This window comes from Pseudomonas sp. FW306-02-D09B (genome assembly GCF_058782685.1).
Map to the genome: position 1 here is coordinate 93725 of NZ_JBYSXY010000017.1, position 25404 is coordinate 119128.

The following is a 25404-nucleotide window of genomic DNA, read 5'->3' on the forward strand; positions in this document are numbered from 1 at the left end:
AAAAACCGGAGCTACGATGCCCGCCGACATTGCCTACCTGCAAAACTCTCAACAGCCATTGAGTGAGCTACACGCTCTGTTTGCCGCCCAGCGCCAGGCCTACGCGGCCCACCCGATGCCGCCGGCCGCGCAACGCCAGCAATGGCTCAAGGCATTGCGTGATCTGTTGAGTGACGAGCGTCAGGCCTTGATCGACGCGATCAGCCAGGATTTCAGCAACCGTAGCGCCGATGAAACCCTGCTCGCCGAGCTGATGCCGAGCCTGCACGGCATTCAATACGCCAGCAAACACCTCAAAGGCTGGATGAAAGCGTCCCCGCGTAAAGTAGGAATCGCCTTTCAGCCGGCGGCGGCCAAGGTGGTTTATCAGCCGCTGGGTGTGGTCGGGGTCATCGTGCCGTGGAACTACCCGCTGTACTTGGCCATCGGCCCATTGGTCGGCGCGTTGTCGGCGGGCAACCGAGTGATGCTCAAACTCAGCGAGTCCACCCCGGCCACCGGGCAACTGCTGAAAACCTTGCTGGCCAAAGTGTTCCCCGAAGACCTGGTGTGCGTGGTGTTGGGCGAAGCCGAAGTCGGCATGGCCTTCTCCAAGCTGCCTTTCGATCACCTGCTGTTCACTGGCGCCACCAGCATCGGCAAACATGTCATGCGTGCGGCGGCAGAGAACCTGACGCCGGTGACACTGGAATTGGGTGGCAAGTCTCCGGCAATCGTTTCCCACGACGTACCGCTCAAGGACGCCGCAGAACGTATTGCCTTCGGTAAAACCCTGAATGCCGGACAAACCTGTGTCGCGCCGGACTACGTGCTGGTGCCGGAAGAGCGGGTCGGCTCCTTCGTCGAAGCCTATCGTCAGGCGGTTCGCGGGTTTTACCCGACACTCGCGGACAACCCGGACTACACCGCGATCATCAATGAGCGTCAATTGGCCCGGCTGCGCAGCTACCTCAGCGACGCCACCAGCAAGGGCGCGCTGCTGATTCCGATGTTCGAGCAGGATCAGGAGCGACGCATGAGCCACAGCCTGCTGCTGAATGTCAGCGACGAGATGATCGTGATGCAGGACGAAATCTTCGGCCCGGTGCTGCCGATCGTGCCTTACAAGAATCTGGACCAGGCGTTTGCCTACATCAACCAGCGGCCACGTCCGCTGGCGCTGTACTTCTTCGGCTACAACAAGGCCGAACAAAATCGCGTCCTCAACGAAACCCATTCCGGTGGTGTGTGCCTGAACGACACCTTGCTGCACGTCGCGCAAGACGACATGCCGTTTGGCGGTATCGGCGCTTCAGGCATGGGCCATTACCACGGACATGAAGGCTTCCTGACGTTCAGCAAAGCCAAAGGCGTGCTGATCAAGCAGCGCTTCAACGCGGCAAAGCTGATTTATCCGCCTTACGGCAAGTCGATCCAGAAACTGATCCAGAAGCTGTTCATCCGCTGACGCCTCGGGTCTGTACGAAAACTCGCCGAGCGGTGATCAGGCAAGGCAAAAACAGGCGAGGAACGGCTGGGGTCGCACCCGACTTTAGGGACCTAAATGAGCATTCCGAGCCTGTTTTTAACGCAGCCTGGTCGACGCGCAGGCAGTTTTCGTACAGAGCCTCATGACCGGGTAATAACAATAATGCATCCAAGCCTTTCCGAATCCCCCGCGCTGACACGGCGCGGCCTGCTTAAATTCAGTCTCTGCGCTAGTGCCTTCCTGACCACGGCGGGTCTCGGCGCCAGCCTCAGCGGATGCTCGGCCAGCAGCCCGGCCAGCGGTTTCGTCATGTTGCGCAGCAGTGATCTGCCGTTCTTGCGCGCACTGATCCCGGTGATGCTCGACGGCGCCGTGGCCGTCGAAAAACTCCCGGCCGCCGTCGAAAGCACCCTCCAAGCGCTGGACCATGACCTCAATCACCTGTCGCCGGAAATGCTCAAGCTGACCCAGCAACTGTTCGACGTGCTCGGCATGACTATCACTCGCGGGCCACTGACCGGCATCTGGGGCCACTGGGAAAACGCCAGCAGCGACGACATCCGCCAATTCCTGCAGCGCTGGCAAAACAGCTCGCTGAGCCTGTTGCGAATGGGCCACAGCTCGATCCTGCAACTGGTGATGATGGCCTGGTACAAGCGCGCCGAGTCCTGGGCACATTGCGGATATCCGGGGCCGCCCGCCGTTTGAGGCCGAGGTGTCCCTATCGCGAGCCGCATCACCACCGAATCCAGAACAATAAGAGAGCCCAAAGATGCCCGTACCCGATCCGTTCCGCGAAGGCCTGGCCCGTGGCTGGAAAACCTACAACGGCTCGCAACTGGCCAATGATCTGACGCTGGAAGCCGACATTGCGATCATCGGCAGCGGCGCTGGCGGCGGCACCACCGCCGAAATCCTCAGCGCTGCCGGCTACAAAGTGCTGCTGATCGAAGAAGGCCCGCTCAAGACCAGCAGCGACTTCAAGATGCTCGAAGACCAGGCCTATTCCAGCCTTTATCAGGAAGGTATCGGCCGCATGAGCAAGGACGGCGCGATCACCATTTTGCAAGGCCGCGCAGTCGGTGGCACGACGCTGGTCAACTGGACCTCAAGCTTTCGCACCCCCGAACCGACCCTCGAACACTGGGCAACAGAACACGACGTCAAGGGCCACAGCCCGGCCGAAATGGCGCCCTGGTTCGAAAAAATGGAGCAGCGCCTCGGTGTCGCCCCATGGCTGGTGCCGCCGAATGCCAACAACAACGTGATCAAAAAAGGTTGTGAACAGCTCGGCTACAGCTGGCACGTGATCCCGCGAAATGTGCGCGGTTGCTGGAACCTCGGCTATTGCGGCATGGGCTGCCCGACCAACGCCAAGCAATCGATGATGGTCACCACCATCCCCGCAACCCTGGAAAAAGGTGGCGAGCTGCTCTATCTCGCCCGCGCCGAACACCTGCTGATCAAGGATGACAAAGTCACCGGCCTGCACTGCGCGGCAATGGATGAACGCTGCGTGGCGCCGACCGGGCGTAGCATCACCGTCAAGGCGCGGCACTACGTACTGGCCGGTGGCGGCATCAACAGCCCGGCATTGTTGCTGCGCTCAAAAGCCCCGGATCCCCATGAGCGCCTTGGCAAGCGGACTTTTCTGCACCTGGTGAACATGTCTGCCGGGCTGTTCGACGAGGTGATCAACCCGTTTTACGGCGCGCCGCAGTCGATTTACTCCGACCACTTTCAATGGCAGGACGGCACCACCGGCAAAATGTCCTACAAGCTGGAAGTGCCGCCGCTACACCCCGCGTTGGCGGCGACCTTGCTCGGTGGCTTTGGCGAAGAGAACGCTCGACACATGCAGCAATTGCCGCACACCCACGCGATGCTGGCCCTGCTGCGTGACGGTTTTCACCCGGACAGCCCGGGTGGCAGCGTCGAGTTACGCGGCGATGGCTCACCGGTGCTCGACTATCAGGTCTCAGCCTATGCCTGGGAGGGTATACGTCGAGCGTTCCACAGCATGGCCGAGATCCAGTTTGCCGGCGGTGCCAACGCGGTCATGCCGATGCACGCCGATGCGCGCTACGTGAAAACCCTCGCCGAGGCACGTGCTCTGATCGACGGCCTGAGCCTTGAGCTGTACCGCACACGACTGGGCAGCGCTCATGTGATGGGCGGATGTGCCATGGGTGAAGACCCGAAAAATGCCGTCACCGACAGTCTCGGTCGTCATCATCAACTGAGTAATCTGTCGATCCATGATGGCTCGCTGTTCCCCACCAGCATTGGCGCCAACCCGCAATTGTCGGTCTATGGACTGACCGCGCAACTGGCGACAGCGCTGGCCATGCGTTTAAAAAACCCATGAAAAAACCCATAATTCGCATCGTCTATAGTGCTTTCTTACCCCAAAGGCGACTTGGCCGACCGGGAAGGCTGCGATACCATCCGACTCCCCAACGGACTCCCGCCAGGACGACGCGATGAACCGAGTGTTGTACCCAGGTACCTTCGACCCTATTACCAAGGGCCATGGCGATCTGGTCGAACGCGCCTCGCGCCTGTTCGATCACGTGATCATCGCCGTCGCCGCCAGCCCGAAGAAAAACCCGCTATTTCCCCTGGAACAGCGTGTGGAGCTGGCCCGCGAGGTCACTAAACATCTGCCGAACGTCGAAGTCGTCGGCTTTTCGACGCTGCTGGCGCACTTTGCCAAAGAGCAGAACGCCAACGTGTTCCTGCGTGGCCTGCGCGCGGTATCGGACTTCGAATACGAATTCCAGCTGGCTAACATGAACCGCCAATTGGCCCCGGACGTGGAAAGCCTGTTTCTTACCCCGTCCGAGCGTTATTCGTTCATTTCTTCGACGCTGGTCCGTGAAATTGCTGCCTTGGGCGGCGATATCACCAAGTTCGTCCACCCTGTCGTGGCCGACGCGCTGACCCTGCGCTTCAAGAAGTAGGCGCTGCCACAGACTGCTATCTATTGCAGTCCATCGCGCCTGCGTGCACTGCGGGCGCCGATGCGGCACAATTGTACGCATCAGTTTTCAGATGCCTGGGCAGAACACCCCGGCAGGAGTCCCAATGTCCCTGATCATCACCGACGATTGCATCAACTGCGACGTCTGCGAACCCGAGTGCCCGAACGCCGCCATCTCCCAGGGCGAAGAGATCTATGTGATCGACCCGAACCTCTGCACCCAGTGCGTCGGCCACTACGACGAACCACAGTGCCAGCAGGTTTGCCCGGTGGATTGCATTCCGCTGGACGAAGCGCATCCAGAAACTCAAGAGCAGTTGATGGAGAAGTACCGCAAGCTTACCGGCAAGGCTTGAGTATTTTGGTGTCAGTTCCGACGCCATCGCGGGCAAGCCTTGCTCCTACAGGTCGGTGAAATCCCGTAGGAGCAAGGCTTGCCCGCGATGCTTTTAAAGCTACTGCTGCTGCTCAAACCCCTCCCCGATACACCCCAGGCAACGGACGAACGCCGCTTTCGCCGGATCGACCACCAGCGCCTGGCCCGCATCGCCTACCCCGCCGCCCAGCGCGGTAAACGGCAAGGACACAATAAACACCCCGGCACCGATCACCGTCGCCGCGACCAGCAACGGGCGAGCGATCAGCAGATCGCCGATCATCGCGTAGGCCGGTGGGTTGTGGATGCTGTAACTGGGGTCGCCGCTGCCGCCGTCGGACGCCTGGGCAGATAAGCCGATGCTCAACAGCAACGCGGCAGCAAGGGTTCGAATCGATCTCATGGCACGGTCCTTCGGCTAGGCAGTCAGACCACTAACTATAGACCGTAGGAATTCTCAGCTCTGACAACGCGGGCAAAAGACGCTGGCGCGCTGCCCGAGGCGAACTTCCCGCAATTCGCTACCACAGACCTTGCACTGCTCACCGCCACGGCCGTACACGAACAACTCTTGCTGGAAATACCCAGGCTGGCCGTCACCGCCAATGAAGTCGCGCAGCGTGGTGCCGCCGCGTTCGATAGCGGCGGCCAGAATGCGTTTGATCTCGATCGCCAGCTTCAGATAGCGCGCCCGGGAAATCCCCTTGGCCTCACGACGCGGGTCGATCCCGGCAGCAAACAGTGCTTCGGTCGCATAAATGTTGCCAACCCCGACCACCACGGCGTTGTCCATGATGAACGGCTTGACCGCCATCGAACGCCCGCGTGACAGCTGGAATAGCCGCTCGCCATCGAACAGATCCGTCAGCGGCTCCGGCCCCAGACGAACCAGCAATTCGTGATTCAGCGGATCGAGGCTCCAGAGCATCGCGCCAAAACGTCGCGGGTCGGTGTAGCGCAGCGCCAGGCCGGATTCGAGTTCGATGTCCACATGCTCGTGCTTGAGCGCCGGCAAGCCGACTTCCACCAGACGCAAATTCCCCGACATGCCCAAATGGCTGATCAACGTGCCGACTTCGGCGTTGATCAGCAAATACTTGGCACGTCGCTCCACCAACACGATGCGCTGCCCGGACAGCCGCACATCGAGGTCCTCGGGGATCGGCCAGCGCAGACGCCGATCACGCACGATCACGCGACTGACGCGCTGCCCTTCAAGGAACGGGGCAATACCGCGACGGGTGGTTTCGACTTCTGGCAGTTCAGGCATGGTGTTCCCGGATCAGCTGAAAACCGACACTCAATGATGAGCGCCGAGCTCGCGAATCGTCTGTTTGAGGTTTTCGAAGTCGTAGTCCGAGAGGCCGACATAATCGAGCACCAGGTGCCCGATGCTATCCCACTCGTGGTCTTCGGTCTGATTGCCCAACACCCGATACGACGCGCAAATGTGTTCCGCCATCTTCAGGATCGCCAGCAAGTTTTTCAACTGGCTGTTACGGGATGATTCGTCGCTGAAAATCGCCAGCGCATTGTGGTGATTGGCGATAGCGTCGGTCACATGCTCCGGCAGGCGCCAGGACTTCGCGGTGTAGTAACCGACCACGGCGTGGTTGGTGTTGAGTACGCGGTTCTCGGTATCAACCACGCGACACTCGGCGTTGGCACTGGCGTAGGCTTCTTCCAGCACCGACATATAGTCGGGGAAGCGCTTGAGCATCAACGGCACACCGCAATCGTGGAACAGGCCTAACGCATAAGCCTCGTCCACAGCCTGCGAACCAATGCGCTTGGCCAGGCTCAGGCTGGTCATCGCCACGTCCTGGGCGGTGTCCCAGAACCGGTTCAAGGTGACGATGGTGTCGTCATTCATCTCGCCCTTGATCGACTGTGCATTGATCAGATTGATGACCGAGCGACTGCCCAGCAGGTTCACCGCGCGCTGGATCGAGGCGATCTTGTTGCTCAGCCCGTAATACGGCGAATTGACGATCTTCAACAAAGCGCCAGAGAGGCCCGGGTCTTGGGAGATCAACTTCGCGATCACTTCCAGGTCCGGGTCCGGCATGTACTGCTCCATCTGCAAATCCACCATGATTTGCGGCTGAGGCGGCACGCTGATGCCTTGCAGGGCCTGTTGAATCTGTTCGGAAGATAGCTCTTGGGACATACGTACTCACTCTGGGCCAAGGGGCGATTCTAGCGGAAAAAATCCGCCACATGGGCGATCTGTCCGACGCAACGCCCAGAAACAACCGCGCCGCGCCTCCCATCTAGCGCTATAATCCCGCTCTTTTTTTTCACCTGGAGCGACGTCATGTCCCTGCCAAGCTTGCGCCTCAAAGCCAACGCCGACCGTCGCCTGCGCGCCGGCCACCTGTGGGTCTACAGTAACGAAATCGACGTAGCCGCCACCCCGCTGCACGGCTTCAAGGCTGGCGATCAAGCGATTCTCGAAGCTGCCGGCGGCAAGCCGCTGGGCATCGTCGCCATGAGCCCGAACAACCTGATCTGCGCTCGCCTGCTGTCGCGCGACATCAAGTTGCCGCTCGACAAGTCGCTGCTGGTGCACCGCCTCAACGTTGCGCTGTCCCTGCGCGAGCGCCTGTTCGACAAGCCGTTCTACCGCCTGGTCTACGGCGACTCCGACCTGCTGCCGGGCCTGGTAGTCGACCGTTTCGGCGACATCCTGGTGGTGCAGATCGCTTCGGCGACCATGGAAGCTCATAAAGAAGACGTGATCGCGGCACTGACCCAAGTGCTCAAGCCCAGCGGCATCCTGTTCAAGAATGACTCCGCGGCCCGTGACGCCGAAGGCCTCAACCGCTACGTCGAAACCGTGTTCGGCCTGGTGCCGGAGTGGGTTGCCCTGGAAGAAAACGGCGTGAAGTTCGAAGCACCGGTCATCCAGGGACAGAAAACCGGCTGGTTCTACGACCACCGCATGAACCGCGCGCGCCTGGCACCTTATGCCAAAGGTAAACGCGTGCTGGACCTGTACAGCTACATCGGCGGCTGGGGCGTGCAAGCTGCCGCTTTCGGTGCCAGTGAAGTGTTCTGCGTCGACGCTTCGGCCTTCGCCCTCGACGGTGTCGAGCGTAACGCCGCACTGAACGGTTTCGCCGACAAAATGACCTGCATCGAAGGCGACGTGTTCGAAGCCCTGAAAGAGCTGAAAGCCAGCGAAGAACGATTCGACGTCATCGTGGCCGACCCGCCAGCGTTCATCAAACGCAAGAAAGACATGAAGAACGGCGAAGGCGCCTACCGTCGCCTGAACGAGCAAGCCATGCGTCTGCTCAACAAGGACGGCATCCTGGTCAGCGCTTCGTGCTCGATGCACCTGCCCGAAGACGATCTGCAGAACATCCTGCTGACCAGCGCCCGTCACCTGGACCGCAACATCCAGCTGCTGGAACGTGGCGGTCAGGGTCCTGATCACCCGGTGCACCCGGCGATTGCTGAAACCCGCTACATCAAGAGCATCACCTGCCGCCTGCTACCAAACAGCTGATCGCTCCCTGCTTGTAGGAGCGAGCCCGCTCGCTCCTACAACAGACCCAGAAAGGTCCCGCGCCCGCCTGCATTGACTTTTCTCTTCATCAAATCAACCCTCGGCCACTCCTCACGGACCGAAAGCCAGTTGAGGACAAACACTTTCAGCCGATCATCTACGACTGCGAGTCTGCCGCGATTCCAGCTCCACGCCGTCGACCTGCAGGGTCTTGTAGCGTTGGCGCACCGCTTTGATCTTGCCCTCGCGAATCTGCGTGATCAGCCCTGACGCATCGGTGATGCCAGAGAGCAAGCCCTCCTTCTGCCATGCACCCTTGCCCTGGCCTTCACGGGCATACAGCATTGCCGAAGATGCCCAGCTCTGCTTTTCGATCAGCAGCACTTCATCGATGCCATCCTCGTCCAGGTCCACCGCCCAGGCCGCGCAGCCGGGAGGGCTGCACTCGTCCCTGGTGGTCAGCAACTCGATCAGTTGCTTGCTGTTATCGGGGACCGGGCCCAGCCAGTACAGCTTCGGCGTCCGATAATCGACCGGCTGGTCCTTGATCGAAACCGCCTCCAGCATTTCCAGCAGCTGCACCCTGCCCGGCTCATCCAGAATCTGCTCCTGACGCACCTGCGCAAGCAACCCCTCGAACTGCTCCCGACCGGGGGCGCCCAGGCGCTGGCGCAGGCTCCGGGCATCGAACTCGGCCACCGGCGTACGCCCGCTCAATAGGCGCTGCACCTGGTTGTGGGCACTGAAGGCCTGCGGGTCGAGCAGCGGGCTGAACATCAACAACAGCACCACAAAGCTCAACAGGGCGACCCAAGGGTTGCTGCGGCTCAGGCTGGCAAGCCACACCGACTGCCTGGCAAATACCGCCCACAACGCCGCGAAGCTGTGCACCAGGGCCACAACCACCAGCAGCATCGCCAGAAAGCGCGATGGGGTCAGGCCGTATTGATCAATCCGTAGCCAGCTCGAATAGCCCCCCATCACCACCAGCAACGGCAGGCAGCACAGGCTGGCGTTGATCAGGATTTTCAGCGGCTTGGCGTAGCCAGCATCGTGCTGGCCGTCCTGGAACACACCATTGAGTAAAAACAGATTGCTCGCCGCCAGGCACAGCAAAATATGCGTCGAGTAACCGGTGCTCCAGATCGGCTGCAGGCCGGTAATCGCAAGGGCCAGAGTGAAGAGCACGGTGATCAGCGCACAAAGGGGCAGCAGGTAGCGGCACACCGTCAGCAGCACGCCGCACAGCAGGCCAATGACCTTTTCGTTTTCGCGGCCCATGCGCATTCCCAGCGAGAAAAACAGCGGCAGGCTGAAGCAGAGGAAGTACGACGAGGTGAACAGCTCAGCCAGCTGGGGCATGCCGAGAATACTGAACAGACGGCCACACAACCACAGCAACAGGCTGAAGGCCAGGGTCACCAGCAGCGCCAGCAGCACGATAAAAGCGTTGTTCCAAGCGTGCCGGAACAGGTCCGGATAACGCGGGCGGTTGCCTTCGCGGGTTGGCCAACTGAGGACGAACGCGGTGCCGATATAGGCCAGCACCATCGCCGTAAAAGACCAGAACATCCACAGCCAGCCGTTGGCATCGCGGATAAATACCCAGCTGGAGAACCCGGCCATCAGCACACTGAAACCCGTCACCAAGACCCAGGTACCACGCTCGCGCACGGCACTGCCGAGCAGTTGCAGGTTGATCCCGGCCACCAGGGCCAAGGTACAGGCGAATGTGGAAAACTCAGGCTGGCGATAGAACAGGCTGCCGCTGAACAACAGCCCCTGGACCAAGGCGATGGCAATATGGAACAACAAGGAGCGGTTCAGCGCAGGCATTGCAAATCCTTTTGTGGGGTCGGTCAGCACTAGTAGACGGTCGTCATGGTGTTACGGCGCAGCAGAGTCGCCAGGCACAGGCCGATCAGAAACAGGCCGAGGGAGAACGCCAGGGTCGGTCCGGCAAAAAACACCATGGCATCCCAACCGCCCTTGAGCGGGTCATGGTAGGTGGTCCAGACTTTTAACAGGGCCTGGGCGATCCAGGGCAATGGCAAGGCCAACGCCACCCACAGCGCATAATCGAAAAAGCGTCGCCGAAAGTGGGCAAGCCCCGGTAACGCGGCCGCGCTGAGCACGGTCAGCAGCGTCAACCCCGCCGCCACACTGCCCAGTACCAGCAAGGTCAACGGCAGCCCGCGACAGGCCAGGACCAGACCCGCCACCACCAAAGCCAGGGCAGCGGACGCCAACCAGGTGCGCCATTGGCCTCGATGCTCAGGCAGCAGTTGCAACAGAGTGCCGCCCATCAGCAGGCCCGCGCAGATCTCGGCCATTGCCCCAGACAAACGATTGGAGAGCACAACACTCATCAGCAGCAGGCCCTGGACCAGCCCCACGACCAGATAAAACCTCAAGGTTCGAAGCAGTGCAGACATTCCAGTTCCATTGGAGAGTGATCGAAGGGCGCGCAGTCTACCCCAGCACCCCGTCGCCCAGCAGCAGGCAATCGCACGCCGCGAGCGGCTACAACGTTCCTTCCTGACGCCAGCGGTGTAGAATCGAACGATTCATCGCCAGTCATCCCCCGGCGGGTTTATGAGCTCAGGCTGAGGCGCGCGGCGATCCCGCAAAGTCATCGGCAACTTTCGGACACACGGCCATTTCTGAGTGTTCCCAAGGTCAATAGAAGCTCACTCCCCTTTTGATACCTGCTTAGCCGCCCGGAGTGCTCCATGCCTGATTACCGTTCGAAAACATCCACCCACGGCCGCAACATGGCCGGCGCCCGCGCACTGTGGCGCGCCACGGGGATGAAAGATGACGACTTCAAAAAGCCGATCATCGCCATTGCCAACTCGTTCACCCAATTCGTACCGGGCCACGTCCACCTCAAGGACCTCGGCCAACTGGTCGCCCGCGAGATCGAACGTGCCGGCGGCGTCGCCAAGGAATTCAACACCATCGCGGTCGATGACGGCATCGCCATGGGCCATGACGGCATGCTGTATTCGCTGCCGAGCCGCGAGATCATCGCCGACTCCGTCGAGTACATGGTCAACGCCCACTGCGCCGACGCCATCGTGTGCATCTCCAACTGCGACAAGATCACCCCTGGCATGCTGATGGCCGCCCTGCGCCTGAACATCCCGGTGATCTTCGTCTCCGGCGGCCCGATGGAAGCCGGCAAGACCAAACTCGCCAGCCACGGCCTCGACCTGGTCGACGCCATGGTCATCGCCGCCGACTCCAGCGCCTCTGACGAGAAAGTCGCCGAGTACGAGCGCAGCGCCTGCCCGACCTGCGGTTCGTGCTCCGGCATGTTCACCGCCAACTCGATGAACTGCCTGACCGAAGCCCTCGGCCTGGCACTGCCGGGTAACGGTTCGACACTGGCCACCCACAGCGACCGTGAACAACTGTTCCTGCAAGCCGGCCGCACCATCGTCGAACTGTGCAAGCGCTACTACGGCGAGAACGATGAGTCGGTGTTGCCACGCAACATCGCCAACTTCAAGGCGTTCGAAAACGCCATGACGCTGGACATCGCCATGGGCGGCTCGACCAACACCATCCTGCACCTGCTGGCCGCCGCCCAGGAAGCCGAGATCGATTTCGACCTGCGCGACATCGACCGTCTTTCCCGCCACGTTCCGCAACTGTGCAAAGTCGCGCCAAACATCCAGAAGTACCACATGGAAGACGTGCACCGCGCCGGCGGGATCTTCAGCATCCTCGGATCCCTCGCCCGTGGCGGCTTGCTGCACACCGACCTGCCGACCGTGCACAGCAAGACCATGGCGGAAGGTATTGCCAAGTGGGACATTACCCAAACCACTGACGAAGCGGTGCACCACTTCTTCAAGGCCGGGCCTGCGGGTATCCCGACCCAGACCGCGTTCAGCCAGTCGACCCGTTGGGAAACCCTCGACGACGACCGTGAAAACGGCTGCATCCGCAGTGTCGAACACGCCTATTCGCAAGAAGGCGGCCTGGCCGTGCTTTACGGCAACATCGCCCTCGACGGTTGCGTGGTGAAAACCGCTGGCGTCGACGAGTCGATCCACGTCTTCGAAGGCAACGCGAAGATCTTCGAAAGCCAGGACAGCGCCGTGCGCGGCATCCTCGCCGATGAAGTGAAAGAAGGCGATATCGTCATCATTCGCTACGAAGGTCCGAAAGGCGGCCCGGGCATGCAGGAAATGCTCTACCCGACGTCCTACCTGAAATCCAAGGGCCTCGGCAAAGCCTGCGCCTTGCTCACCGACGGCCGCTTCTCCGGCGGCACCTCGGGCCTGTCCATCGGTCACGCTTCCCCAGAAGCCGCTGCCGGCGGTGCAATTGGCCTGGTACGGGACGGCGACAAGGTACTGATCGACATTCCGAACCGCTCGATCAACCTGTTGGTCAGCGACGAAGAGTTGGCTGCGCGCCGCGTGGAGCAAGACAAGAAAGGCTGGAAACCGGTTGAAGTGCGTCCACGTAAGGTGACCACCGCACTGAAAGCCTACGCCTTGCTGGCGACCAGCGCCGACAAGGGCGCTGTACGTAACAAAGCGATGCTCGACGGGCTGTAATGCTTAACCGTTGAACACAAAAATGCCCCGCCAAGTGCGGGGCATTTTTTTGCGTTTCAGAAGCCTCTGTGGGCGCCTAAAGCTGTGCAGCCGCAGCAAGGCTCACGGCATGCGCTCGCCCAACTGCTCCCGCAGGAAGCGATACAGTCCCTCGGCGCTCTTGCGATAACCATCCGCGGTCAGGTGCACCAGATCATTGCGGGCCAGCTCATTGGCCTGCCACCGGCTGATAGAGCAATCACCGCCCATGAAGGCCTGCCAGTCCCAGAACAGCACGCGATTGCGCTGCGCCACGGCTTTCTGGATCTGGATAAGCTGTCGCAAGGGCTGCGGCTGCGCGGAAGCGCAGGCACTCGCGCCACGGTGTTTGATGGAGTCCGGCGCACCGACCAGCAGAATCACGGCCTTGGGCAAGGTTTTACGCAACAGGGTGATTTTGTCCTGCAACTGGCTCCGGTATTTATCCAGATCCAGGTCGTCGTCAAAGGCCTCGTTGGTGCCGTAGGCCAGGATAACCATGTCCGGGCGCAACGCCTTGAGGGTGTCCGGCCAATCGGCCTGCCACTTGTCCAGCACGTCCAGCCGGGCACCGTTGATGCCCAGCGCCGAATAAATCACTCCGGAGCTCTTCTGCCCGAGGATATTCCAACCACCCAGGGCCAGTCCCTCGGTATGGGTGACACTCATTTCCACTGGCAGCGTCACGTTGTTGAACGGCGGGCTGAAGCGCCACTGCCCGCCCGTGGCCGCAAGCATGCGAGTGGCCTGAGTGAGATTGGTCTGGGCCTTGAGGCTGCTGTTGGCAGACGCCTGATAGAGCGCTGAAATCCGGTACTGCTGGAGACTGCCTTCGCGCTCGGCGATCTGCACCTTGGCCCCCGGGGTCATCGGTAACGACAAGTAACCGCCCAGTGGGAACTGAGTACTTTGTTGATTGCGCGCCGAGACCAGCGACCACTGACGATTGGCGGCAGTGAGGATGACGCGTTCATAGCGCGTGCCAGGCACAGGCGTTGCGGCGACAAACCCTATCCCGCCATCGCCGTACTGGGCCTGCAACAATCGCCGCACCTCACCACTGAACAGATCGGCCGCTGTGTGGGAGTCGCCCAACTGCACAATGCTGATCGGTGTGCGATCCGCCGTATTGAACTTGCGCGCCAGTGCCGCCAGGTTCGGATCGCCGCCCCCCACCGGCACGACGTTCTTCGAGGTGTAGCCAGGTTTTTTCGGCGCAGACGCCGGTGTGGCCTGGACCTCGGTCGTGGGGCTGCAACTGCTCAGCAGAGTAATGCTCAACAACAGCGCAATGCCGTGCAGTCGCCGCATATCAGTGCTCCGTCAATTGTTGGCTGGGAAAGTTGATCAGCGACAACACGCGTTCGGCGATCAGCCTTTGCCCGGTCGGTGTGAAATGGATACCGTCATCGACCCGGGTCTTGACCTTCCGACTACCGTCGACCGTCAGGTAATAGGAGAACTCATCGGTTTGATAGCCCAGAATCTCGTTGGCCGACACAAAGTGCTGATGGTAGGCCGCAAGCTGGCTTTTGTAGAGCCCGTTCAGGTAGGCCATGGCCGTCGACAGCTTGGCCTTCTCCATGTTTGGCGGGCCGACCCAGATCACCTGTACCTGGTGTGCGCGGGCAGAGTCGAGAATGGAGTCGATACGCTGACGATAGGCCACTTCCCATTCGGGGGTCTTGAAGCGCAAGAACGGTTTGTGCTTGCCGTCGGGCATGTCCCAGGGATCGTTGGGGCCGAGGAACATCACCATCAGGCGAATCTTCGGGTGGCCCTGCAAGGTGCTTTCGACGGTCTTCGGCCAGTTGAAAAAGCTCGGGTAGGCCAGCCCGGTACTCTGCCGGCTCAGGTTGATGCTCTTGACCTTGTAACGCTTGAGCAGGGTGTTCGCCATATGCGGGGCGACTCCTTGCATCAGCGAGTCACCGACAAAAAGCACCTCGTCACCGAGCGCCAGCGTCGCCATCAGCGGAGTGACCGGCGCGCCGTCAACGGGCGGCGCAGGCTTCACCGCAGGATCAGTCACGACCTGGGGCGGAACTTCTACCGATTTCGCTGCCTGTTCGAGTGTCGGCAATGGCGCGAGCGTCTCGCCAAGCGGTTCCTCTTCATTTACTGCCGCTTGAGCCTGATCGATCAGTTTGACGTCATCCAGGCCCTCAAGCCGGGCGATGAAACCTGACCGCACATCCGCCAGCGTCTGGTTCAACTGAGCTCCGAAACGCCACTGCGGATTCTGCGCCAGGCCGGGAATCTCGCAGCCATCGTGATACTTCTGCTGACAGTACAGACGAATCGAGTCCTGGTTGAACCAAAACAGCAGCGCGCTGATGACGAGGATCGCATACAACACTTTGAGTGCGCCGCTCAGGTTCGTGGGCAGTGGCGATGCGTTAGAAACTGGCATAGATAAACCCCGGTACGCCCGATGGAGAAGCAAAGATAACCACGCAAATAAACAGCCCCAACGGCACTGGATACAGCAGCCATGGCAACCGGACAGTGGCGTCGAACAACCGACGCGTCAGCGCCACAATCTGTGGATAGATCGCCACGAACAGCAGGCAACCCAACAATGAAAGACCATTGCTGAGCAGCCCCGCCCGCGACATCCCGCCCAGACCGCCGAGCATCTCGATGGCATCCCCAAGGGATGCACAACGGAAGAAGATCCAGGCAAAAGCCACATAGTGGAAGGTCAACAACCGCGCCAGCAGATCGGCCCCCAGCCAGGTCGGACGCTCCGGCAGCCAGTGACTGAAGAGTTTGTACAGCGCCAGTCCCACGCCATGCAGTGCACCCCAGATGATGAAATTCACACTGGCGCCGTGCCACAGCCCGGAAATCAGCATGGCCAGCAGCATGTTCAGATTGCCGCGCCAGACCCCACGGCGATTGCCGCCGAGCGGGATGTACACGTAGTCACGGATAAACGTCGACAGACTGATGTGCCAGCGCCCCCAGAATTCCTTGAGGTTACGCGCGGTGTACGGGAAGTTGAAGTTCAGCGGCAAACGGAAACCCAGCAACAAGGCAATGCCCGTCACCAGGTCGGTGTAGCCGCTGAAGTTGAAGTAAATCAGGAACGAATAACCGTAAACGCTGCGCAAGATCCGCTCGGCCGAAAAGCTGACGGACGACTCGAACACCGGGTCGACCCATTCGTTGGCCAGCCAGGAGCTGAGGAAGAACAGCTTGACCACCGCCAGCGCAATCAGCCCCAACGCCCGCTGCGGTTCCAGCACCTGCCGGGCTTGCGTTGGGCGAATCTGCGGCAGCATGTCGGTGGCCCGGTTCACGGGACCGGCGATCAGGCTCGGGAAAAACGCCAGGTACAACGCCAGGTCAAAAGGTGAACCTGGTTTTAGCTCGCCACGGTTGATCGACACCAGGTAGCTGACCGAGTGAAAGGTGTAAAACGACAGTCCGACCGGCAGCAACACTTCCAGCAGCGGCAGCGAGACTTCAAGCCCTAGCTGAGCGAAGGCGCTTTGCACCGTACTGGTAAAGAAGTCCTGGTACTTGAACAGGTAAAAGCAGCCGAGCACCAGTAACAACATCAACCCGTTGACGAATGAGCGCCCCGGAAAACGTTCACTCAGCAACCCGAGCAGGTACACCAGTGCGGTGTAGCCCAGCAGGATGTAGAGGAAGTCCAGACTGAAACTGGCGAGGATCGCGTAACTGGCGGCCAGCAGCAGTACGTTCTGTAGACGCGTACTCCAGCACACAGACCAGTAGACGAGGAAAAAAAGGATGAAACACAAGCCGAATTCAATCGAGAGATAGCTCACAACGTAGTCCATTACGTACAGCAGAAATCCAGGCCCGGCACTGAAAACAGGCCGGGGCGCAAACGGCCGCGAGTATGGCAGAACGCCTTTAGCCGTCACAAGTTGAAACACTATTACGAATGAACAAAACCCGGTGTTACTGAATATCCTCCGGTCAGCCTGGCCGGTTTCGCCACAGCGCCATCGGCTTATTCCAAAAACCACAGTAACCATGCGTTTTAGATATTAATTCATTAGATATCAAGCTGTTAGGCTTCCCGGTTCGCAATCGCCCCGGAACGCGATTGGCACAAGTCTTTTTGGAGCCTCAATGAATCTGCCGCTGATCCTCAATCTGCTGGTGTTCCTCGCCTTGCTGTTCGGCCTGGCGCAAACCCGTCACACCACCTGGAGCCTGGCGAAAAAAGTCCTGGTCGCTCTAGTACTTGGCGTGGTGTTCGGTGTTGCCCTACACACGGTTTATGGTGCCGGCAGCCCGGTGCTGAAGGCCTCGATCGGCTGGTTCGATCTGGTCGGCAACGGTTATGTGCAGTTGCTGCAAATGATCGTGATCCCGCTGGTGTTCGCCTCGATCCTCAGCGCCGTCGCCCGTCTGCACAATGCCTCTTCGCTGGGCAAGATCAGCTTCCTGACCATCGGCACTCTGCTGTTCACCACCGCCATTGCGGCGCTGATCGGCATCGGCCTGACCAACCTGTTCGGCCTGACGGCTGAAGGCCTGGTCGCCGGCACCCAGGAAATGGCTCGCCTGCAAACCATTCAAACCGACTACGCGGGCAAGGTCGCCGACCTGAATGTCCCGCAGTTGCTGTTGTCGTTCATCCCGCAGAACCCGTTTGCCGATCTGGCCCGGGCCAAGCCGACCTCGATCATCAGCGTGGTGATCTTCGCTGCATTCCTTGGGGTCGCGGCGCTGCAACTGCTCAAGGATGACGTCGAAAAAGGTCAGAAAGTGCTCAACGCCATCGACACCCTGCAAGCCTGGGTGATGCGTCTGGTGCGTCTGGTGATGAAACTGACCCCGTACGGCGTACTGGCGCTGATGACCAAAGTGGTCGCCGGTTCCAACCTGCAAGACATCATCAAGCTTGGCAGTTTCGTCGTGGTGTCGTACATCGGCCTGGGCCTGATGTTCGTGGTTCACGGTCTGCTGGTGTCGCTGGCCGGGATCAACCCGTTGCGCTTCTTCCGCAAAGTCTGGCCGGTGCTGACCTTCGCCTTCACCAGCCGCTCCAGCGCCGCGAGTATTCCGCTGAGCATCGAAGCGCAAACCCGCCGTCTGGGTATTCCACAATCGATCGCCAGCTTCGCCGCTTCGTTCGGCGCGACTATTGGTCAGAACGGTTGTGCCGGTCTTTACCCTGCGATGTTGGCGGTCATGGTGGCGCCGACGGTGGGCATCAACCCGCTGGACCCGTTGTGGATCGCGACACTGGTAGCGATTGTGACCTTGAGTTCGGCAGGGGTTGCCGGTGTCGGCGGCGGCGCAACCTTCGCTGCGCTGATCGTGCTGCCGGCCATGGGCTTGCCGGTGTCACTGGTGGCGCTGCTGATCTCGGTTGAACCGCTGATCGACATGGGCCGCACGGCATTGAACGTCAGTGGTTCGATGACTGCCGGTGCGATTACCAGCCAGATCATGCAGCAGACCGACAAAGAACTGCTGGATGCGGATGAGCATGAGGAACTGGCCCAGGCTTAAACCACCTACCGCCTGATAGATCGCTATCGCAGGCAAGCCTTGCTCCTACGGAACCGATGTCGATCACCTGATGTGATTCGCCACAACCCTGTAGGAGCAAGGCTTGCCCGCGATGCTTTTAGGCCCGCTCCCAGACTTCGAAGCTGTACGCCGGCTTGTCATCTATGGCTGGATTCTGGGCAATGGACACTCGCTCCCAATGGACTGGACCAAATTCCGGAAACCACGCATCACCTTCCGGTCTCAGCGCCACACGAGTCAAATACAGGCGATCGGCCTGCTCCATAGCTTGCGCATACAACTGCGCTCCGCCGATCAGCATCAGCTCATCGACACCCTGCTCTAGCGCCCATTCTTCAGCTCGAACCACCGCCGCCTCCAGCGACGGATAAACCTCCGCGCCTCCCAGTTGCAGGCCTGCCTGACGACTGACCACGATGTTCAACCGGCCCGGCAGCGGGCGACCGAGAGAATCCCACGTCTTGCGACCCATGATGATCGGCTTGCCGAAGGTCTTCTCCTTGAAATACTTGAAGTCCCCCGGCAAGTGCCAGGGCATGCTGTTATTGATGCCGATCACACGGTTTTCACCGAGAGCTGCGATCAGACTGAGAGGAAGAGTTTTTTTCATGCGGGCGAGGATACCAGAGGCTCACTATCTCGCAACGTACCCCGACCAGCGTAACAGCGGTTATGCTCAGCGTTCATTTGAGCGACGGGATGCCGCGTGACTGAACTGACCACACTGCAAACACTTTGGCTGACCGAAACCATCCGCCTGCGCGAGGAACACGCAGGCCCGCTGGAAGATCAGGAAGCCAACCGTCTGGCCCGAAGCGCGGGCGGCGATCTGCCGACCCGCATCGAGGCCCGCGCCCTGTGGCTGGCCGAACGCGATGGCTTGACCGGCGCGCTGCGCCATTGGCTGCAAGGGGCGCGACTGGCGCTGATCATTCTGGCCGTATTGGCGATCGTCAGCGGTGCCGGGTTGGCATTTGCCGCGTTGAACGACGGCCAGACACCGGTCAACGTGTTCTGGGCCCTCGGCAGTCTGCTGGGGTTGAACCTGATTCTGCTGCTGAGCTGGGCTTGCGGCCTGATATTCGCTGGCGATTACAGCGCCACGCTCGGACGCTTATGGTTGTGGCTCAGCGAAAAACTCGCCCGCGACGCCAAAGCCGCACAACTGGCGCCGGCCCTGCTGATATTGCTGCAACGGCAGAAGCTCAATCGCTGGGCGCTCGGCGTGCTGGTCAACGGTTTGTGGCTGCTGGCAATGCTCAGCGCTCTGGCGATTCTGCTGACGCTGATGGCCACCCGGCGCTACGGTTTCGTCTGGGAAACCACGATTCTCAGCGGCGACACGTTCGTGGTCATGACCCAGGCACTTGGCGCTCTTCCGGCACTGCTCGGCTTCAACGTGCCGACCGTGGAGATGATTCGCGCCAGCGGCGACACCGCATTGAACATCGAAAGCGCCCGGCAAGCCTGGGCCGCATGGCTGGTGGGCGTGTTGCTGGTGTACGGCGTATTGCCACGCCTGCTGCTCGCGCTGTTCTGCCTGTGGCGCTGGACAACCGGCCGCGCGGCGTTGCATCTGGACCTGAACCTGCCCGGCTACGCGCCGTTGCGTGAACAACTGATGCCGAGCAGCGAACGCCTCGGCGTCAACGATCTCGCGCCTGAGCGCCTGCATCAGGTCGAAGGCGGCACCAGCGCGCTGGACAGCGACGGCGCGTTGCTGGTGGCCATCGAACTCGACGACCAGCGCCCATGGCCGCCGCAACTGCCGAAGAACGTCAAGAACGCAGGCATCCTCGACAGCCGCGAGTCTCGACAAAAGTTGCTGGAACAGCTGACCCGTTTCCCGCCGGAACGCCTGGCCATTGCCTGCGACCCTCGACGCTCGCCGGATCGCGGTAGCCTGGCGCTGATCGCCGAACTCGCCCGCAGCGCCAGCGCGACCCGGATTTGGCTGCTGCAAGCGCCGCCCGGTCAGGCACTCGACGCCGAGCGCCTCGGCGACTGGCACACCGCGCTGCAACAGTTGGCGTTGCCGTTCGCTGACTGCGCGCCGATGAACTGGCTGGAGTCGGGTCATGACTGATTCAAAAAAGACGCCGCTGAAGCTCGCCGTGGTCGGCCACACCAACGTCGGTAAAACCTCATTGCTGCGCACCCTGACCCGTGACGTCGGTTTCGGCGAAGTCTCCCATCGCCCGAGCACCACCCGGCATGTCGAGGGCGCTCGGTTGTCAGTGGACGGCGAGGCCTTGCTTGAGCTTTACGACACGCCGGGGCTGGAAGACGCCATCGCCCTGCTCGATTACCTGGAGCGGCTGGAACGCCCCGGCGAACGCCTCGACGGTCCGGCGCGGCTGGCGCGTTTCCTCGACGGCAGCGAGGCGCGCCAGCGCTTCGAACAGGAAGCCAAAGTACTGCGGCAACTGCTGGCGTCCGACGCCGGCCTCTATGTGATCGACGCCCGCGAGCCGGTGTTGGCCAAGTATCGCGATGAACTGGAAGTGCTGGCCAGTTGCGGAAAACCGCTGCTGCCGGTGCTGAATTTCGTCAGCAGCGCCAACCACCGCGAGCCGGATTGGCGCGACGCCCTGGCCCGTTTGGGCCTGCATGCGCTGGTGCGTTTCGACAGCGTGGCGCCGCCCGAAGATGGCGAGCGCCGGCTCTATGAAAGCCTCGCGCTGCTGATGGAAAGCGCACGCGCTCAGCTTGAGCGATTGATCATCGACCAACAGGCGCAACGCGCAGCGCGCCAGCAAAGCGCGGCACGCTTGATTGCCGAACTGCTGATCGATTGCGCCGCCTGTCGGCGCAGCGTGGTCAGCGATGCCGCACAGGAACAGCAGGCCATCGGCGAACTGCGCAAAGCCGTTCGCCAGCGTGAACAACGTTGCGTCGACGCGCTGCTCAAGCTCTACGCCTTCCGCCCACAGGACGCCGCCACCAACGACTTGCCGCTGCTGGACGGCCGCTGGGGCGATGATTTGTTCAACCCTGAAACCCTCAAGCAATTGGGCGTACGCGTCGGCGGCGGGATCGCCGCTGGCGCGGCGGCCGGTGCCGGCGTGGATTTGCTGGTAGGCGGCCTGACCCTCGGCGCCGCAGCACTGGCCGGGGCGATCGCCGGGGGCGCCCTGCAAACGGCGCGCGGTTACGGCAGCCGCTTGCTGGGCAAAATCAAAGGCCAGCGTGAGCTGACCGTTGACGACAGCGTGCTGCGTTTGTTGGCATTGCGTCAGCGGCAACTGGTGCAGGCCATGAACCTGCGCGGACACGCGGCGATGGACAGCATCCAGGTCGCCACACCGCAGGACAAGAGCTGGCGCGAAGGCAAACTGCCGGAGGCACTGACCAAGGCGCGCGCGCATCCGCAATGGTCTTCGCTCAATCCTCATGCACGGTTGAGCCAGGCGGAACGCCAGGAGCAGGTAGAGGTGTTGGCGGGCAAAGTGCTGGAATGATCTATTTCCAGCCAAACTTCAAAAACTCCTTGGCCAATAACCTGACAAGCCCTCGATCCTTTCTGTCTGCCCGCCCGTCATTGTTCACATCCGAACTCAAGATCAACTCAAGAATCCCGTCGTTATCAAGGTCACGCGCAACGGCTTTGTAGACTGTTATCGCCCCTTCGCGAAAGTACATCCACACCGACTCAGGCGTGCCGTCACCGGTGAGGTTACTAGCGAGGATGTGCAGGTCGCGCTCTGCCGCATCCGTCTTGTGCCAGCCGAGCTTTAAAAAAGCCTGGGCGAACTTGCGAAGCGGTAGAAGATCAGTCCCAGCGTCACGGATTGTCTCTTCCCGATACAGCACCGCATCCGCATAAAACTGAAAATGAACGGTGTCCACCGCTCCCCTTTCGCTACTGTCCCAAGCAATCACGTTCACATAACGCATCCATGCGCTTCCTTCTCAAACGACCAACCTAAATCCTTGCATCAAGGCGGTCCATGCCTCGTTTCGCTATTGGTCGTGAGATAGCTCAGCACACGTCGAGCGCCACAACGCTGGTGCTGCGCAATAACCTGTAGGCTTTCGCCTTCAAGACCTCAAGATCAATCACCGGCCCCCACATCTCCTTCGCCTGCTCATCCCACTGGCGCATCCGCAAGCTGATCGCACACAACGGATCGCGCTCAAACGCCTGTGCCTCTTCAGCCGTCATTACCCCGCCCTGATAGTCCAGCGTGCGCCGACTGGCCTCGCTCAGGCGTTCGTAATAGCCCGGCTCTTTGAACGTCAGGTAACGCTTGGCCTGAACGTGGTATTCCACCAGCCGCGCCATACGTTCGCCAAAGCCCAGTCGGCGCAAGTAATCGGCGCCGAGGCGTTCATGGCTGACCACGCCAAAGCCGCCCATGCTCTGAGCGTTCTCGGTGCACAGATGCCCGATGTCGTGGAAGAACGCGGCCAGCACCACTTCATCGTCGAAGCCTTCGGCCATGGCCAATTCGGCAGCCTGGGACATGTGCTCGATCTGCGACACTGGCTCGCCGATGTAGTCGCTGTCACCGAAGCGCTCGTACCAGCCGAATACTTCAGCGATCACCTGCTCGTTGCGGCCCATCAGCGTTCTCCCAACAAGGTCCTGATATTGCGCTCAGCCATCGCCGGTCCGACGCTCATGCCGACGCCCGTATGCATCAACGCGGCATGCACGCCCGGTGCGGCCTGCAGGAATGAAAATGGCTGCGCGCCACGAGCGCCATAGACACCCTGCCACCGCTCGACCACCTGCACCTTGCAGCCCAGTGTTTGCTCGGCCAGTTCGATCAACCAGTTATCGACCTGTTCCGCGTTGAACGGTGAAGGGTCGCTGCCGTAGTCGTGGGAGTCGCCAATGATCAGCTCACCGTGCGGCGTCGGGCTGATCAGCAAGTGAATACCGTGTTCGTGCAAGTGCGGCACCTCACGCAGAATCTGCGCCTGCACTGCCGCCGCTTCCGGCAAATCGGCGAAGGCGCCGTAATGCACACAGCTCAAACCGGTAAGCAGCGCATGTTGCAGATTGAGGTTGATTTGCGGCCGCGCGCGGAGCATTTGCAGACGGCAGATCTGCGGCTTGAGCGCAGCGATCGGCTCGGCCAGCAGGGTCTGATAATCGTGGCCGGAGCAGACGATGATCTGCTCTCCCGTGAAGCTGCCGTCGGTGCTGTGCACACGACCGGGTTCGATGTCGCGCACCTGGGTGGAAAAGTGAAACTCCACGCCGAGGTCGCGGCGCAGGTAGTCGATCAACGCTGGAATCGCTTCGCGCGAATACAGTTGCTGGTCATCCAGACCGTGCAATGCCGCACGGTGATGACGGAACTGGCCGTCGTACACATCGCCCAATGCGGCGCCGCGCAGCAGCTCGACGCGGTAACCGTGTTCGATCGCGCGGCCGGCACAGAAGGCTTCCAACAGTTGCTCCTCAGCTTCGCTGCGAGCAAACAGATACGAGCCGTTGCGCTTGAGCTGCAAGCCCGCGAGTTGCGCCCATTGGCCCCAGATTTCGCGGCTGGCCTTGGCCAGTTCGAGCATCTGCCCCGGCGGCTGGCCAGTGACCAGTGCCTGGCCAAAGTTGCGCACTGACGCCCCCAAAGGTGTGGCGCTGCGCTCGAAGACCTTGACCTTGAGCCCGCGCCTGGCCGCGGCATAGGCGTGGGAAAGGCCGAGAATCCCGGCACCGACGATCAGCATGTCGCTGTGGTGAGTCATGTTTCATTTCCTGAACATTTCGTGCGAACGGAAGCGATCCCCTGTGGTGAGGGGGCTTGCCCCCGTCGACCGGTCCGCGCTCGGGCGCAGCAGTCGCAAACCCGGCTCACGCATTCCGTCTGAAAAAAACGCGTGGGCGGGTTTGGGGCCGCTTCGCAGCCCAGCGCGGGCAAGCCCGCTCGCCACAGGGGGTGCGTCAGCTACTTGGCAACCACCTTCTCGGACTTGCCGTCATAACGCTTGCGCCATTCACTGAGGATCTCGTCGCGGTTTTTCGAGGCCCAGGCGAAGTCGTTCTTGATCAGGCGTTGTTCGTAGTCGGCCGGCAGTTCGGTCTGCGGCTTGGCGATACCCGGCTGGGCGAGTACCGCGAAGTTTTCCTTGTACAGCTCCATCGCCGCCGGGCTGGCGGAGAAGTCGGCGAGTTTCTTCGCCGCGTCTTCATGCGGTGTGCCTTTGATCACAGCGGTGGCTTCGATTTCCCAGCCCAGGCCTTCCTTCGGCAGGATGATGTCCAGCGGCGCGCCCTGGCGCTTCAACTGCACGGCCGGATATTCAAACGAGATACCAATCGGGAATTCGCCGGCAGCCGCCAGCTTGCATGGCTTGGAACCGGAGTGAACGTACTGGCCGATGTTCTGGTGCAGCGCGTCCATGTACTGCCAGCCCTGCTGCTCGCCGAAGGTTTGCAGCCAGGCGCTGACGTCGAGGAAACCGGTGCCGGACGACGCCGGGTTCGGCATGACAATCTTGCCCTTGTATTCAGGCTTGGTCAGGTCCTGCCAGCTCACCGGTTTGCTCAGGCCCTGTTTCTCGGCTTCGACGGTGTTGAAGCAAATGGTTGCCGCCCACACGTCCATGCCGACCCAGGCTGGCGGGTTGGCAGCGTCGCGGTAATTGCCGCCGATCTTGCCGAGGTCCTTCGGTGCGTAGCTTTGCAGCATGCCTTGCTGATCGAGAATCGCCAGGCTGGACGCTGCCAGACCCCAGACCGCGTCAGCCTGCGGGCGGGCTTTTTCGGCCAGCAGTTTGGCGGTGATGATCCCGGTGGAATCGCGCACCCACTTGATCTCGACGTCCGGGTTGGCCTTTTCAAATGCTTCTTTGTAGGTCTTCAGTTGTTCGGCTTCGAGGGCGGTGTAGACCGTCAACTCGGTTTTCGCCGCGAAGGCGTTCAGGCTGAAAGCGGTGAGGACAGCAGCGGCCAGGGCCATAGGCTTGAACATGATCTTTTCCTGTCAGAGTTGA

The 25404-nt window shown here is 60.9% G+C and carries 23 protein-coding genes; 10 read left to right on the forward strand and 13 right to left on the reverse strand.

Going from position 1 to position 25404, the window contains the following annotated elements; translation table 11 throughout:
• Positions 1-16: 16 nt before the first annotated feature.
• The 5 genes from AC3WK5_RS24160 to AC3WK5_RS24180 all read left to right on the forward strand — a co-directional run bounded on the left by AC3WK5_RS24160 (position 17) and on the right by AC3WK5_RS24180 (position 4807).
• Positions 17-1447, forward strand: a complete 1431-nt coding sequence (locus tag AC3WK5_RS24160; RefSeq protein ID WP_103316807.1) for a coniferyl aldehyde dehydrogenase — start codon at positions 17-19, stop codon at positions 1445-1447.
• A gap of 183 nt (positions 1448-1630) precedes the next feature.
• A complete protein-coding gene (locus AC3WK5_RS24165; protein ID WP_103316809.1) occupies positions 1631-2176 on the forward strand; it encodes a twin-arginine translocation pathway signal protein in 546 nt (181 codons plus the stop codon).
• A 64-nt stretch (positions 2177-2240) separates the two neighbouring features.
• Positions 2241-3836: a GMC family oxidoreductase gene (locus AC3WK5_RS24170; protein WP_103316811.1), complete on the forward strand. Its 1596-nt coding sequence runs from the start codon at positions 2241-2243 to the stop codon at positions 3834-3836.
• Between the two features lie 115 nt (positions 3837-3951).
• Positions 3952-4431 (forward strand): pantetheine-phosphate adenylyltransferase, encoded by a 480-nt coding sequence (coaD, locus tag AC3WK5_RS24175; protein ID WP_008019993.1) that lies wholly within the window; start codon positions 3952-3954, stop codon positions 4429-4431.
• Positions 4432-4555: 124 nt separating this feature from the next.
• Entirely contained in the window at positions 4556-4807 is a 252-nt protein-coding gene (locus AC3WK5_RS24180) for a YfhL family 4Fe-4S dicluster ferredoxin (protein WP_019694109.1), read from the forward strand.
• A gap of 99 nt (positions 4808-4906) precedes the next feature.
• Here the strand turns inward: AC3WK5_RS24180 and AC3WK5_RS24185 are convergent, their stop codons facing one another.
• From AC3WK5_RS24185 to AC3WK5_RS24195, 3 genes are read right to left on the reverse strand one after another with little or no spacing between them, the layout of a single operon-like run.
• Positions 4907-5230, reverse strand: a complete 324-nt coding sequence (locus AC3WK5_RS24185) for a multidrug transporter (protein WP_103316813.1) — start codon at positions 5228-5230, stop codon at positions 4907-4909.
• A gap of 54 nt (positions 5231-5284) precedes the next feature.
• Positions 5285-6097: a bifunctional DNA-formamidopyrimidine glycosylase/DNA-(apurinic or apyrimidinic site) lyase gene (gene mutM, locus AC3WK5_RS24190; protein ID WP_054594486.1), complete on the reverse strand. Its 813-nt coding sequence runs from the start codon at positions 6095-6097 to the stop codon at positions 5285-5287.
• Between the two features lie 30 nt (positions 6098-6127).
• Entirely contained in the window at positions 6128-6943 is an 816-nt protein-coding gene (locus tag AC3WK5_RS24195; protein WP_173859943.1) for an HDOD domain-containing protein, read from the reverse strand.
• 201 nt (positions 6944-7144) lie between these two features.
• On the opposite strand from AC3WK5_RS24195, the gene AC3WK5_RS24200 reads away from it, so the two are divergent.
• Positions 7145-8341 (forward strand): class I SAM-dependent rRNA methyltransferase, encoded by a 1197-nt coding sequence (locus tag AC3WK5_RS24200; RefSeq protein WP_054594488.1) that lies wholly within the window; start codon positions 7145-7147, stop codon positions 8339-8341.
• A gap of 153 nt (positions 8342-8494) precedes the next feature.
• On the opposite strand, the gene AC3WK5_RS24205 is transcribed toward AC3WK5_RS24200, so the two are convergent.
• On the reverse strand, positions 8495-10177 hold the full coding sequence (locus AC3WK5_RS24205; RefSeq protein ID WP_103316815.1) for a DUF4153 domain-containing protein: 1683 nt from the start codon (positions 10175-10177) through the stop codon (positions 8495-8497).
• A gap of 29 nt (positions 10178-10206) precedes the next feature.
• The gene (locus AC3WK5_RS24210) at positions 10207-10776 is read right to left on the reverse strand and encodes a hypothetical protein (RefSeq protein WP_103316817.1); all 570 of its coding nucleotides are present in this window, start codon (positions 10774-10776) and stop codon (positions 10207-10209) included.
• A gap of 297 nt (positions 10777-11073) precedes the next feature.
• Here AC3WK5_RS24210 and ilvD point away from each other — a divergent pair, with 297 nt between their 5' ends.
• Entirely contained in the window at positions 11074-12915 is a 1842-nt protein-coding gene (ilvD, locus tag AC3WK5_RS24215; RefSeq protein ID WP_054594491.1) for a dihydroxy-acid dehydratase, read from the forward strand.
• Between the two features lie 102 nt (positions 12916-13017).
• On the opposite strand, the gene AC3WK5_RS24220 is transcribed toward ilvD, so the two are convergent.
• From AC3WK5_RS24220 to AC3WK5_RS24230, 3 genes are read right to left on the reverse strand one after another with little or no spacing between them, the layout of a single operon-like run.
• Positions 13018-14244, reverse strand: coding sequence for an SGNH/GDSL hydrolase family protein (locus AC3WK5_RS24220; RefSeq protein WP_103316819.1), 1227 nt, complete (start codon positions 14242-14244; stop codon positions 13018-13020).
• 1 nt (position 14245) lies between these two features.
• Positions 14246-15346 carry an SGNH/GDSL hydrolase family protein gene (locus AC3WK5_RS24225; RefSeq protein WP_103316821.1) on the reverse strand — a complete coding sequence of 367 codons (1101 nt, stop codon included), beginning with the start codon at positions 15344-15346 and terminating at the stop codon, positions 14246-14248.
• A complete protein-coding gene (locus AC3WK5_RS24230; RefSeq protein WP_256585196.1) occupies positions 15333-16733 on the reverse strand; it encodes an MBOAT family O-acyltransferase in 1401 nt (466 codons plus the stop codon). The genes AC3WK5_RS24225 and AC3WK5_RS24230 overlap by 14 nt, the downstream gene beginning before the upstream one ends.
• 310 nt (positions 16734-17043) lie before the next feature.
• Here AC3WK5_RS24230 and AC3WK5_RS24235 point away from each other — a divergent pair, with 310 nt between their 5' ends.
• Positions 17044-18435 (forward strand): L-cystine transporter, encoded by a 1392-nt coding sequence (locus AC3WK5_RS24235; protein WP_103316825.1) that lies wholly within the window; start codon positions 17044-17046, stop codon positions 18433-18435.
• A gap of 118 nt (positions 18436-18553) precedes the next feature.
• Here AC3WK5_RS24235 and AC3WK5_RS24240 read toward each other — a convergent pair whose 3' ends face one another.
• The gene (locus AC3WK5_RS24240; RefSeq protein WP_103316827.1) at positions 18554-19066 is read right to left on the reverse strand and encodes a dihydrofolate reductase; all 513 of its coding nucleotides are present in this window, start codon (positions 19064-19066) and stop codon (positions 18554-18556) included.
• Positions 19067-19162: 96 nt separating this feature from the next.
• Between AC3WK5_RS24240 and AC3WK5_RS24245 the strand changes: the two genes are divergently transcribed.
• Together AC3WK5_RS24245 and AC3WK5_RS24250 are read left to right on the forward strand one after the other, a co-directional pair.
• Complete coding sequence (locus tag AC3WK5_RS24245; protein ID WP_103316829.1) at positions 19163-20542, forward strand: DUF2868 domain-containing protein; 1380 nt, start codon at positions 19163-19165, stop codon at positions 20540-20542.
• On the forward strand, positions 20535-21917 hold the full coding sequence (locus tag AC3WK5_RS24250; protein WP_054594498.1) for a GTPase/DUF3482 domain-containing protein: 1383 nt from the start codon (positions 20535-20537) through the stop codon (positions 21915-21917). The genes AC3WK5_RS24245 and AC3WK5_RS24250 overlap by 8 nt, the downstream gene beginning before the upstream one ends.
• Before the next feature lies 1 nt (position 21918).
• On the opposite strand, the gene AC3WK5_RS24255 is transcribed toward AC3WK5_RS24250, so the two are convergent.
• The 4 genes from AC3WK5_RS24255 to AC3WK5_RS24270 form a co-directional block, all read right to left on the reverse strand.
• On the reverse strand, positions 21919-22353 hold the full coding sequence (locus AC3WK5_RS24255) for a hypothetical protein (RefSeq protein ID WP_103316831.1): 435 nt from the start codon (positions 22351-22353) through the stop codon (positions 21919-21921).
• 85 nt (positions 22354-22438) lie between these two features.
• Positions 22439-23023, reverse strand: coding sequence for a phosphonate degradation HD-domain oxygenase (locus AC3WK5_RS24260; protein ID WP_103316833.1), 585 nt, complete (start codon positions 23021-23023; stop codon positions 22439-22441).
• Entirely contained in the window at positions 23023-24156 is a 1134-nt protein-coding gene (locus AC3WK5_RS24265) for a TIGR03364 family FAD-dependent oxidoreductase (protein ID WP_103316835.1), read from the reverse strand. The genes AC3WK5_RS24260 and AC3WK5_RS24265 overlap by 1 nt, the downstream gene beginning before the upstream one ends.
• A gap of 200 nt (positions 24157-24356) precedes the next feature.
• Positions 24357-25382: a putative 2-aminoethylphosphonate ABC transporter substrate-binding protein gene (locus AC3WK5_RS24270; protein ID WP_103316837.1), complete on the reverse strand. Its 1026-nt coding sequence runs from the start codon at positions 25380-25382 to the stop codon at positions 24357-24359.
• Between the last annotated feature and the right edge of the window lie 22 nt (positions 25383-25404).

What these genes read in the sequence shown, in the direction of transcription:
- mutM (WP_054594486.1), bottom strand. Translation starts at nt 6,097, where the DNA reads ATGCCTGAACTGCCAGAAGTCGAAACCACCCGTCGCGGTATTGCCCCG.
- AC3WK5_RS24255 (WP_103316831.1), bottom strand. Translation starts at nt 22,353, where the DNA reads ATGCGTTATGTGAACGTGATTGCTTGGGACAGTAGCGAAAGGGGAGCG.
- AC3WK5_RS24160 (WP_103316807.1), top strand. Translation starts at nt 17, where the DNA reads ATGCCCGCCGACATTGCCTACCTGCAAAACTCTCAACAGCCATTGAGT.
- AC3WK5_RS24235 (WP_103316825.1), top strand. Translation starts at nt 17,044, where the DNA reads ATGAATCTGCCGCTGATCCTCAATCTGCTGGTGTTCCTCGCCTTGCTG.
- AC3WK5_RS24165 (WP_103316809.1), top strand. Translation starts at nt 1,631, where the DNA reads ATGCATCCAAGCCTTTCCGAATCCCCCGCGCTGACACGGCGCGGCCTG.
- AC3WK5_RS24270 (WP_103316837.1), bottom strand. Translation starts at nt 25,382, where the DNA reads ATGTTCAAGCCTATGGCCCTGGCCGCTGCTGTCCTCACCGCTTTCAGC.
- AC3WK5_RS24170 (WP_103316811.1), top strand. Translation starts at nt 2,241, where the DNA reads ATGCCCGTACCCGATCCGTTCCGCGAAGGCCTGGCCCGTGGCTGGAAA.
- AC3WK5_RS24200 (WP_054594488.1), top strand. Translation starts at nt 7,145, where the DNA reads ATGTCCCTGCCAAGCTTGCGCCTCAAAGCCAACGCCGACCGTCGCCTG.
- coaD (WP_008019993.1), top strand. Translation starts at nt 3,952, where the DNA reads ATGAACCGAGTGTTGTACCCAGGTACCTTCGACCCTATTACCAAGGGC.
- AC3WK5_RS24205 (WP_103316815.1), bottom strand. Translation starts at nt 10,177, where the DNA reads ATGCCTGCGCTGAACCGCTCCTTGTTGTTCCATATTGCCATCGCCTTG.
- AC3WK5_RS24220 (WP_103316819.1), bottom strand. Translation starts at nt 14,244, where the DNA reads ATGCGGCGACTGCACGGCATTGCGCTGTTGTTGAGCATTACTCTGCTG.
- AC3WK5_RS24260 (WP_103316833.1), bottom strand. Translation starts at nt 23,023, where the DNA reads ATGGGCCGCAACGAGCAGGTGATCGCTGAAGTATTCGGCTGGTACGAG.
- AC3WK5_RS24250 (WP_054594498.1), top strand. Translation starts at nt 20,535, where the DNA reads ATGACTGATTCAAAAAAGACGCCGCTGAAGCTCGCCGTGGTCGGCCAC.
- ilvD (WP_054594491.1), top strand. Translation starts at nt 11,074, where the DNA reads ATGCCTGATTACCGTTCGAAAACATCCACCCACGGCCGCAACATGGCC.
- AC3WK5_RS24210 (WP_103316817.1), bottom strand. Translation starts at nt 10,776, where the DNA reads ATGTCTGCACTGCTTCGAACCTTGAGGTTTTATCTGGTCGTGGGGCTG.
- AC3WK5_RS24185 (WP_103316813.1), bottom strand. Translation starts at nt 5,230, where the DNA reads ATGAGATCGATTCGAACCCTTGCTGCCGCGTTGCTGTTGAGCATCGGC.
- AC3WK5_RS24225 (WP_103316821.1), bottom strand. Translation starts at nt 15,346, where the DNA reads ATGCCAGTTTCTAACGCATCGCCACTGCCCACGAACCTGAGCGGCGCA.
- AC3WK5_RS24265 (WP_103316835.1), bottom strand. Translation starts at nt 24,156, where the DNA reads ATGACTCACCACAGCGACATGCTGATCGTCGGTGCCGGGATTCTCGGC.
- AC3WK5_RS24180 (WP_019694109.1), top strand. Translation starts at nt 4,556, where the DNA reads ATGTCCCTGATCATCACCGACGATTGCATCAACTGCGACGTCTGCGAA.
- AC3WK5_RS24240 (WP_103316827.1), bottom strand. Translation starts at nt 19,066, where the DNA reads ATGAAAAAAACTCTTCCTCTCAGTCTGATCGCAGCTCTCGGTGAAAAC.